This window comes from Bartonella sp. CB10SXKL (assembly GCF_042195515.1).
In the GTDB taxonomy this organism is placed as follows: Bacteria; Pseudomonadota; Alphaproteobacteria; order Rhizobiales; family Rhizobiaceae; genus Bartonella.
On the sequence record NZ_JBHION010000077.1, the window covers coordinates 1 to 1,376 of the forward strand.

The following is a 1,376-nucleotide window of genomic DNA, read 5'->3' on the forward strand; positions in this document are numbered from 1 at the left end:
ATGCTTCTGATGATTACGCAAATTTTTTAACCAAAACCCTTTCTGGTAAGAGAGATAAGAGTCCTATCGTAAATGTTCTTGCGGAAGATAGCAAAAATTTATTGGTAGGAACCCTAGATACAGACGAGCAATATAAAAAGTCTCTAATTAGTCCGCGGTCGCTTGTTCTTGATAGCTCTGCAGCTCAACAGTTTTCAGAGAATTATGAAAGTGCAACCCCTGTTAATGTTTCTGACCTTTTGCGGGGCGGAAATACCGGAATGCAACGTTCTCAAAATAACAATGTTATTTTAGGTAGTGGGATTAATTCTACAAATAGCAGGTGGGGTGTTTTTATTGGTGACAATGTGGCTGGTAGTGTTGATGGGAGAGGTACATACGGTTCTGTTGCTATCGGGTACAGTGCAAAAGCTGGTGATGGTTGGAGTACTGTTATTGGTTATATGGCAGAGTCACCTAAGTCCGTGCATGGTACTGTTGTTTTGGGGCGGGGGGCAAAAACGGAAGGCATTTTTGGCATTGCAATCGGTGGTGTTGGACCTGATCCTGGATCTAAAGAACAGGATATTGATGAAAAAAATAGAGTACTTGCAGCTGGTGATTATGCAATGGCTCTTGGTTATGGCGCGAAGAATTATGCAGAAAAGGGGATTGCTCTTGGTTACAATGCATCTGTAACAAAGGAGGCGCTGTATAGTATTGCTATGGGTAATCAGGCAAGTGGAATAGGTGAATCTAGTATTGCTATAGGTTCCATGTCTTACGCTTTTGCTCCAAGCAGTATCGCAATAGGTGCCAGTTCTATAGTTTCTGTACAAGGTGGTGTTGCTATAGGAAGTAATGTTATCGCTGATAGGGCTCTAGGTCTTCCAGGATATGCTTCTTCGCTGCAGGGGGCGACAAAAAGCACTGAAGCGCAATGGAAAAGTACGCAGGGTGCCGTTAGTGTTGGTAGCAAAAATACGGGCGTGACGCGGCAGATTATAGGTGTAGCAGCTGGTAGTGACCCTACTGATGCAGTAAATGTTGTACAGTTAAAAGACTTAGAAAGTGTCGTGAGAAATGGCGGTTGGAAACTATCTGTTGGGGGTAAGGATGGTAAGAGCGTTATCATGGACAGCGCAGTAGATTTTTCCGCTGGAAGTACAAATCTTACGATTACAAAAGGCAAAGATGACAATAATATAAAATTTGATCTAGCCAAGGAAATCGCAGTCAATAAAGTAAATGCAGGAAGCAATACCCTAGATGCAACAGGCTTAGTGATTGCCAATGGTCCGAAAATAACCACCGGAGGTATTGATGCTGGAGGTAAAAAGATAACTGGAGTGGCAACGGGTACTGAAAGCACCGATGCGGTGAATTTTGCACAGCTA

1 pseudogene is annotated in these 1,376 nt (G+C 43.1%); it reads left to right on the top strand.

The features are described 5' to 3' along the window. Positions 1 to 1,376 (top strand): annotated as a pseudogene (locus ACFIK3_RS09490) (hypothetical protein); the annotation flags it as partial.